The organism is Candidatus Eisenbacteria bacterium, from assembly GCA_016867715.1.
GTDB lineage: Bacteria > Orphanbacterota > Orphanbacteria > Orphanbacterales > Orphanbacteraceae > VGIW01.
The window spans coordinates 1-8,287 of sequence record VGIW01000119.1; the positions used below are offsets into that span (position 1 = coordinate 1).

Here is an 8,287-nt window from a genome sequence, read left to right on the forward strand (position 1 = left end):
ACTCGGCGTCCGATTGCCAGTGGAGAACCGCGGTCCCGTTCGGCTCGATCCGATAGAGAAGCGCTTTCTTCGTCTGCTGGCGCCCTCCTTCGTTCGTCCCCGGCTCCTCGCTCCCCGAGCATCCGGCCCAGATCCTCCCTTTCTCGTCGAGATGGAGCGCGCCCACTTCGGTGCGCGGAGAATCGAAGAGAACGCGCGCGTTCCCCTTCTTGTCGACCGACAGAAGAAGACCCGCCCCCTCCCCGCCGAGCAGAAATCGATCGTCCTTCCGGTCGTAGAGGATGCAGAGCACGTTCGTTTCCGGGGAATCATAGAAGAGCTCCGCGTTCCCCGAGGGGTCGATTCGAAAGACCTTCCCCTGCTCTCCGGTGGCGGCGTACAGGTTTCCCTTGTCGTCGAACGCGAGATCCCACACGTAGCGCTCCGGACTGTCGAAGAACGTGCGCGCGTTTCCGTCCCAGTCGACGATGTAGACGATCCCGTCCGGAGAAGTTCCCGCGTAAAGGTTTCCTTTCGCGTCGAGCGCGAGCGAGAGGATGTCGAGCTCGAGCGAATCGAAGAGAAGGACGCTCTTGCCGGTTCGTTCCAACTTGAAGATTTTTCCCTGGTCCCCCGTGCCGGCGTAGAGGCCGCCCCGTCCGTCCGGGAGAAGCGACCAGATGTAGTACGCGGAGATCGTGCCCGCCGGCTCGAAGCGCGGGGCGAGCTCGAGGGACCCGAGCGGTCCGATCGTGAGATCCGTCGGCGTCCCCTCCGCGGCGCTCTCGCGGCCGGACATGTCCCAGCGGGCGGTCCTCACCGCCCCTGGCTCGCCGGCGAAAAGGAGAACTCCGACCCCGGCGAGGACGAGAAGCTTCGTCTTGTTCATCGTTCGACTCCCTGTTCGAGAGAGCGGCGGCCTCACGGCGCCGCGCGATCCACGACGATCGGAAGGGAGCGGCATCCGGAGACGAACGCATCGAGCCGAATCGTCTCCGAGGCGAGCACGCTCCCCTTCACGTAGTTGCCGTCGTCCGCGTGGAGGTCTGTGCCGAGAACGGCGAGCCTCGAGGCGGGAAGTCCCGGCATCTCGCGGCCGTCGATCGTCACGCCTTTCGCCTCGCCGAAGAGCTGCACGAACACGCTCTCGTTCGTCCGCATCTCGCGGAGGATCCGGACGAGCCCGTTGATGTCCTTCGTGGCGAACCGGTTCGGCGCGCGCTTCGAGTCCCACTCCTCCGAGAAGGCGGCATCGCACGCGCGAAGGATGAGCTTCCCGTCCGGGAGATCGGCGGGGAGCGGGATCTCGAAGCGGCGCGTCTCGGTTTCGTCCTGATAGTAGCGGAGCGTGACCGCGCCGCGCACGGTCTCTCCGGGACGAAGCCGGCCCTTCTCGATGTCGAGCCGCTCGATCCGCGCCGAGCGGCGCCCGTCCTCCACGGTCACTTCGGCGCGCACGCGGTTCACCCTCGGCCGCGCGAGGTTATTGCTCGCGAGAACGCGAAGCGGGATGAGGATGTCGTCCTCCATCTCGTCGAGAACCGAGGCGGACGAGTAGACGTTCTCCCTCTCGAGATCGTCCGCCCCCTCCAGATCGACGAAGAGACGCATGCGGACCGTGTGCTCGCCGACCGCGCGCTCCCTGTGCACGACGGAGTTGCGGACCGCCCACGAGACGAGAAGCGGCGTGAGCCGTTTGTCGTCCATCGCGTCGTAGCGGTACTCGTGCCGGCCGAAACCGGGGGACGTGACGATCACCTCGATCGGAATCGTCGGCGGCTCGACCCCGAGGCGCCCCGCCACCCCCGCGCGCCGATCCTCGAGGAGCGCGCCGACCGTCTCCAGGGGGGAGCCGAGCTTGAACGAGACGGCGAGGCTCGGGATCCGCGTGTGAACCTCCGCCGAGACGAGCGGGAGGTTCACGCTCCCCGCGTGGAAGAGAGGATGGCCGAAGGCGAGCACGCGGTCGTCTTCCACCCACGTGATCGTGCCGACGCCGGTGAGCGAGGCGTCCCCTCCGAGGAGGCGCACGCCGACCGCCGCGCCGGGGAGCGGCTTCCAATCATCCCGCGCGGCCGATGTCTCCCCGCTCCCTCCGGCGGTCGGGATCATGCCGAACGGACGGAAGAAGTCGCCGATCTCGTCGGCGAGCGCCGAACCGAACCCGGAGACGAGAAGCGGTGTCGCGATCGGCTCAGGCCCCTGAAAAGGGGAAGTCGATCGGCTCCCCCCGGGCGGCTCCGGAACCCCGCCGCCCACGCCGGCCCCCGCCTGATCGAGAACCTCGAACATCTCCTCGATCGGCGTGATCCCCCCGATCGGTTCCTTGGCGAAGGGGTACGCGAACGCCACCGCCCCGGCGAGACGTCCGTTCAAGAAGACCGGGGAGCCGCTCATCCCCTGGGCGACCCCGGCTTCCTCGATCCCGAGCCCCGAAAGACGGGCGAGGATGACGCTCCCGCTCCCCCCGCGCCCCCTCATCACGTCGATCACCTCGACCTCGAACGTGTCGATCCGGACCCCCTCGAGGACCGTGAGCCCGAATCCGCGCTGGCCGCGCTCGACCGCGTCGAGCGGAAGTATGGTTCCCGGCTCGAGGGCGCCTGCCGCCGCCGCGCGGAGGAAGAGCGCGAGCAGCAGAAGAAGAAGTGAAGAACCGAATCGGATCCTCATGCTTGTGTCCTCGGACGAAGGGAGCCCGAGAGGAGGTTCTCGCCCCACTCCGTCGAAAATCGTTTCCGGTCCCCGCTACCGGATGCCCGGTGGATCGAAGACGCCGTTCCCGTCGAAATCGACCCAGATCGGGTTCGTGATCGCCACGGGGAGAATACGCTCTCCGCGCTTTCCGCGATAGATCGGATCGAGAGGGCGTGTCCCGGAGGCGACCGCCACGAGCCACGTGTCCCGGTGGATCGGGAGGCTCTCGCGGAGGTCGACGACGAGCGATCCCTCCCGCAGGCCCGCTTTTCGATCGAGCAAGACCGATCCGTTCGCGAGGATTCGGACGGTCTCCACGTCGACCCACGGAGCCGCCTCCACCCGCAGCGCGATCTCCACGAGCCCGTCGCCGTCGTGGAGGAGATCGCCGGAGCGCCCCGTCCCGTTCACCCGGAACCGAAGGATCGGCCCGGTCGTCAGAAAAAACCGCCCGGCGCGGAGCGCTTCGATGAGACCCGAACGGTTCGTCTCGAAACCTTCTCGGTCGACGCGGTTGTGCGGAACGCCCACACCGCCCTCTCCCGTCCCGCGGGCGCCCGAATTCCCCGCGGCGAGCACGCGCCGCCCCTGGTTCAGGAGATGGAACCAGTCGTTCAAGACAAGCCCGCCCTCCTCGATCCCCTGTGCGTCCGCCACCTCGACGAGGTCGAACCCCGGATCGAACTCGATGTTGGCCGAGAGTCCGGTCACCGGATCGAGCCGCGTGTTCGCGAAGTACCCGGTCGATTCGCGGCGCGGCGCATGGACTTGAATGAGGGGAAGGCTCGGTCCGGCGCGGAGAAGCGAGAAGAGAAACCCGGGGGCCTTCCCCTCCGCTCCGTAGCCCCCTCGCGGGGCGAGTTCTTCCTCCGCCGTCAGGGGGAACGCGCCGAAGCGGCCGATCCCGTCCAGGACGATCTCCTCGCCGGGAATGAGGAGGATCTTCCCCCCCGCGAGATCGGAGCCCGGGACGAAGACCCGACCGTTGTCGGAGAAGACGAGCGCGTCGAGGCCCTCCGCGAGAGCGGCGGCGGCGAGCTCTTCCGCCGCGGCGGACGCCTCCGGGCCGGCGGCCGTGTGAACGCGAAGATCGACCGCCGCGAGATCTCCCGGATCGACGGCGCGGGCCAGCCGGAAGGCCGCGTCCGCGATCTCGCCCGGCCGAAGCTTTATGTGTCGTTCATCGATGGAATACAGGATGCCGTGAGAAGCGTAGAGCGTGTACTCGCCCGGCGGAACGCGGACCGTCCCCTGCCCATCCGCCGCGGCCACCGTCCCCGGGATCGGAAGCCTTCCCGGAGCGCGCGCGAGCGCCCGGCCGGTACGGTCCCGGATCGTCAGGCGGCCCGGGAGAAGCGTTCCCTTCTCGCTCTCGATGCGAAAGCGGATCGTCGCCGGCTCCTCGGCCTCGAGATCGATCGTCTCGGACTCGCCGGGGCCGGCTTTGGCGCGCTTCGATGCCCCCTCGCCGCCGCCGGCCGCCGAGGCGACCACCGTGTAGGAACCGGGCGGAAGCTCCGCGCGGAAGACTCCGTCCGGCCCCGTGGAGGCGGCTGCGCGGAGGCCCGACTCGTCCCGAAACTCGACGGTCGCTCCGGAGAGAGGGCGCCCGGAATCTTCGCTTCTCACGGTGCCGGAGAACCGCGCCGGCGCTTCCTCTCCCTCGATCCGCTCGCCGGACGCTCCCGGCCCGGCGCCGGTCACGTGGAATCGGCGCTCGAACACGAGGCGGCGTCCGTCCGGGCTTTCCGGATCCAACCGCACGCGCACGACTCCCTCCGAGGGCGCCCGCACCTCGAGGCACGCCCGGCTCGACCATCCGTACGCGACATCGTCGCCCGCGAAGGAGACCGCACCCGCCCGAAAGACCGTGTCGCCCCCCGCCGGCTCTCCTTCGAGAAGAAAGCCGGGGCCGTAGAGAAAGACCTCCGTCCTCCCGATCGCGATCCGGTCGATCGCCGTGAGACCACCGGTCCCCCCTCGCGGCATCCAGTAGTAAACCGTTCGTACCTGAACGAATGAATCTCCCGGGGCAAGGAGGTACTCGGTGTCGACGCGAATCCCGTCCGCGCGGCTGTCCTGCCCGAGGAAGCGGACCCCGCCGCGGGATCGGCTCCCGGACGGGTGGATGATCTCCATGCTCGTGTGCCGCGGTTTCCGAATCCCGATCGAATCCGCGAGGACGAAGGAAGCCTGGCCCCAAGAGTCGCGCCCGTCGATCGGGGCGGCGTCGATGATCCAGCCGCCGCTCGCCGCGTCGCCGAGCGCGTGCTCGGGCGCGCTCACGACCACGCGGATCCTCTCGTTCTCGAGGAGGACGTCTCCCGCCTTCCCCGTGGATGCGAGGCCGGGGATCCCGTCCGAACGGCTGTCGAGAAGGCCGACGCGCACCGAAGCCGCCGAGGCGCCGGCGAGGAGGAGAAGGGCCAGAACGGGCCCCGCGCGCGCGATCCCCGTGCGGGGAACGCGAGGGGAACCGAAGACGGCGTTCAGTCGTTCCTCCCGCGGAGGAGAAGAAGCCGCGCGAGCTGAAGGAGCGCCATCGTGGTCGCCGCGACATACGTCAGCGCGGCGGCGTCGAGGACCTTCTTGGCGCCGGTGAGCTCGCCGACCGAGAGAAGCCTCCCGTCGCGAAGCTGGGCGAGCGCGCGGCGGCTCGCGTTGAACTCGACGGGGAGCGTGACGACCGAGAAGAGAACGGCCGCGGCGAAGAAGAGAATCCCTAGATCGATGAGCGGCCGAATCTGCGCGAGCAAACCGATGAGAAAGAGCGGGAAGGCGAGGGACGAACCGATGTTCGCGACCGGAAAGATCGCGTGGCGGAACTGGAGCGGCATGTAGCCTGTCCCGTGCTGGATCGCGTGCCCCGCCTCATGCGCGGCGATGCTCACCGCCGCGATCGAATCGGAACCGTAGTTCCCCTCCGAGAGACGGACCGTGCGCGCCTTCGGGTCGTAGTGGTCGGTCAGCGCGCCGGGAACCGCCTCGACGCGCACCGAGCCGAGGCTGTTGCTTCGGAGGATCGACGCGGCGATCTCGGCGCCGCTCCTCCCGGCGCTCGTGCGCACCCGGCTGAACTCCGAGTACGCGGAGCGGACCTTCCACTGGGCCCATCCCGCGAGCGCCAGCGCGGGAATGAGCAGCGCAAACGTTGGATCGAAGAACGGGAACATCAGTCCTCACCTCCGGTCGACCGACAAGCACCCGATCGCGGTCATCGTGTCTCCCACACGCCGGAACCCCTCGCGGTTCCGAAGACGCGGAACGTGCCTCCGCACGGGGTCCGGCGCTCTTCCACGCGTACTCACTAGATACCAGCATGGGGAGAAAAAGGCAAGCGATCCGCCGGCTCACCGGGCGAATCGCTCGCAGAGGGAAGGGGAGATCGATCAGACCTTCGTCTTCTGGGGCTCCGGCTCCGGATTCCTCTGGCGTTCCGTCCGGAAACCCTCCTGGAAAAGCTCGTCGAGGCGATCCTTGGAGAACCTCCACTGGCCCCCGATCTTCAGACCGGGCACCTTCTTTTCCTTCGCCAGCTTATAGAGCGTCGCCCGGGTGATGCGCAAGTACTTCGCTGCTGCGGCAACGTCGAGAATCTCCTTAGCCATTCGAGCACACCTCTTCCGAAGAAACGGTTGTTCTCTCGCAAGCGATCGTTCTTGCTCCCCGTATCGGCGAACAAAACGCGCTTCTTGAGTTCTTTCTTCGCGAAGAGGCCGCGGCGGCGGGCGTTCGGGGACACCCGCCCAACCCGCTGGAATGCAATGTGTTACGATGATCGTCCCGCGGGCGCTAGACGCGGAGCCGCCCCCCGCGCCCGCGCGAGACAACCGGCGGGGAGTTCGTGCTTAGAAGTGGTAGCGGAGCCCGGCTCGGAAGAGAAATCCGGAGAAGTCGACGACGATCGGCTCCTCGCCCCGATCCCATCCGTACTCAAGACCGGCCGCCATGGCGACGATGGGGACCATCCCCTCGGGGAACCAAGGACCCCAGACCGTGGCGATCTCCCCCTCGTTGATCAGGAGAGGCGAGCTCCTGATCTCCTCGACGTCCGTGTACTTGAGGCTTCCCTTCTCGAGCCAGCGGTAGCCGGCCCGGAGGCTCACGGATAGGAAGGGTGTGAAGTATTCCTCCGCGCCGATCGAGAGATCGAACGTGTTCGCGCTTCCCGTGGCTTCATAGAGGTAGAAGTCCCCGATCCCCTGAAGCACCGGATCGGGCGAGAAGATCTCCACCGAGTGCTTCGCCCAGGCTCTCCCGAAACCGGCTGCGATGTAGATCTCGCGCTTCTCGACCCCGCGGACGTAAAGCCCGGGAAGCGTGAGCGCGCTCGGGAGGTAGTAGAGCGCCCGACCCGAGAGGTACCAGGCCTCGTCCGCGATCGAGGCGCCGAAACCGTACTCCGAGAACCGGGTGGCGCTCCCCGTTCTCCCTCCGTCCAGCTCGAGGCCGAACCGCCCGCCCAAACCCGGCAGGGTGACCGACGAAGGAAGCTTGAGGCGTCCGCCGCCGTAGATGTCGAGCACCGGGCGCATGTCCTCGAAGGAGTCCTTGCTCCATCGAATATCGATCCCCACCGCCTCCTCGAACGCGTCGGCGAGGTTGTCGAACGCCTCCTTGATCGTGACGATGTTCCGCGCCTGGGCTTCGGTCGTTCGAAGTCCTTGCCCGGACGTCCCGAGGCCGAACGTCACCGACCAGAGCTTTTCCTTCTCCGCGATGATCGCACCGAGGTCGAGATCGATGAGATCCGGGTCGAAGAGGTCATCGGGCGCCGGCGGCTGACGGAGACCCTCCGCCTGCGCGACGGAGACCGCGGCGAGAACGGCCACAGCGAGGAGCACGATGCGCATGACGAACACCCCCTTCTGGACGCCCGACTATACTTCAGGCGAGCGCGCCGTGTCAATCGGAGGGCGTCGCCGACACCGAAAAGAACGGGGGGCCCGGCCCGGCCCCCCGTCTTTTCCGATCGTCTCGACGTTCTAGCGAACCTTCACCTCGATCTGCCGGGGAATCGCCTCCTCCGCCTTCGGCACGCGAATCGTGAGCACCCCGTTCTCGTACGCGCTCTCGATCTTGGAGGCGTCGGTCCCCTTCGGGAGGTAGAACACCCTCTCGAAGGTTCCGTAGAACCGCTCGCTCCGACGGCGGCCCTCCGCCTCCTGGTCGCGCGACAGGCTCCGCTCTCCCTTGATCTCGAGGCTGTTCTCCAGAACGGTGATCCGAATGTCGTCCTTCTTCACGCCCGGGAGGTCCATCTCGATCCGGTACGCATCCTTCTCCTCGAGGACGTCCGCGCGGGGCATCCAGAGGTCGGGCGCGTCCGTGTCCGACGAGCGGGGAGTCTGGAAGAAGCTATCGAAGATCCGATCCATCCAGAGTCCATTCCGTGCCAGCGGGTTCCATCTGACCAGCGTCATCGTTCGTATCTCCTTTCTCTCTCTTGATCCAATCGGAGGCACGCCTCCGGTTCACCTTCCGGCCTCTTCACCAATCAAGCCGCGTGCCCAATCGACCATGAAGCGACCAAGGTGACTAACGAATTGTTTTAGAAACGATTGCGCGGGTCGTGGCACGCGCGCCCCCAGGACCAATCGGAGCAATGCCG

General features: G+C 67.2%; 7 protein-coding genes. All 7 read right to left on the reverse strand.

Annotated elements, in window-relative coordinates; translation table 11 throughout:
* Window positions 1-868: SMP-30/gluconolactonase/LRE family protein (locus FJY73_13335; GenBank protein ID MBM3321639.1), on the reverse strand; the 868-nt coding region annotated here is incomplete at its 3' end.
* Between the two features lie 32 nt (window positions 869-900).
* Entirely contained in the window at window positions 901-2,652 is a 1,752-nt protein-coding gene (locus FJY73_13340) for a hypothetical protein (protein MBM3321640.1), read from the reverse strand.
* A gap of 75 nt (window positions 2,653-2,727) precedes the next feature.
* Window positions 2,728-5,067, reverse strand: coding sequence for a carboxypeptidase regulatory-like domain-containing protein (locus tag FJY73_13345; protein MBM3321641.1), 2,340 nt, complete (start codon window positions 5,065-5,067; stop codon window positions 2,728-2,730).
* 98 nt (window positions 5,068-5,165) lie between these two features.
* On the reverse strand, window positions 5,166-5,849 hold the full coding sequence (locus tag FJY73_13350) for a zinc metallopeptidase (protein MBM3321642.1): 684 nt from the start codon (window positions 5,847-5,849) through the stop codon (window positions 5,166-5,168).
* Window positions 5,850-6,065: 216 nt separating this feature from the next.
* The gene (locus tag FJY73_13355; protein ID MBM3321643.1) at window positions 6,066-6,284 is read right to left on the reverse strand and encodes a helix-turn-helix domain-containing protein; all 219 of its coding nucleotides are present in this window, start codon (window positions 6,282-6,284) and stop codon (window positions 6,066-6,068) included.
* A gap of 240 nt (window positions 6,285-6,524) precedes the next feature.
* Window positions 6,525-7,529, reverse strand: coding sequence for a hypothetical protein (locus FJY73_13360; protein ID MBM3321644.1), 1,005 nt, complete (start codon window positions 7,527-7,529; stop codon window positions 6,525-6,527).
* A gap of 132 nt (window positions 7,530-7,661) precedes the next feature.
* Window positions 7,662-8,099: an Hsp20/alpha crystallin family protein gene (locus FJY73_13365; GenBank protein ID MBM3321645.1), complete on the reverse strand. Its 438-nt coding sequence runs from the start codon at window positions 8,097-8,099 to the stop codon at window positions 7,662-7,664.
* Between the last annotated feature and the right edge of the window lie 188 nt (window positions 8,100-8,287).

What these genes read in the sequence shown, in the direction of transcription:
- FJY73_13355 (MBM3321643.1), bottom strand. Translation starts at nt 6,284, where the DNA reads ATGGCTAAGGAGATTCTCGACGTTGCCGCAGCAGCGAAGTACTTGCGC.
- FJY73_13360 (MBM3321644.1), bottom strand. Translation starts at nt 7,529, where the DNA reads ATGCGCATCGTGCTCCTCGCTGTGGCCGTTCTCGCCGCGGTCTCCGTC.
- FJY73_13340 (MBM3321640.1), bottom strand. Translation starts at nt 2,652, where the DNA reads ATGAGGATCCGATTCGGTTCTTCACTTCTTCTTCTGCTGCTCGCGCTC.
- FJY73_13350 (MBM3321642.1), bottom strand. Translation starts at nt 5,849, where the DNA reads ATGTTCCCGTTCTTCGATCCAACGTTTGCGCTGCTCATTCCCGCGCTG.
- FJY73_13365 (MBM3321645.1), bottom strand. Translation starts at nt 8,099, where the DNA reads ATGACGCTGGTCAGATGGAACCCGCTGGCACGGAATGGACTCTGGATG.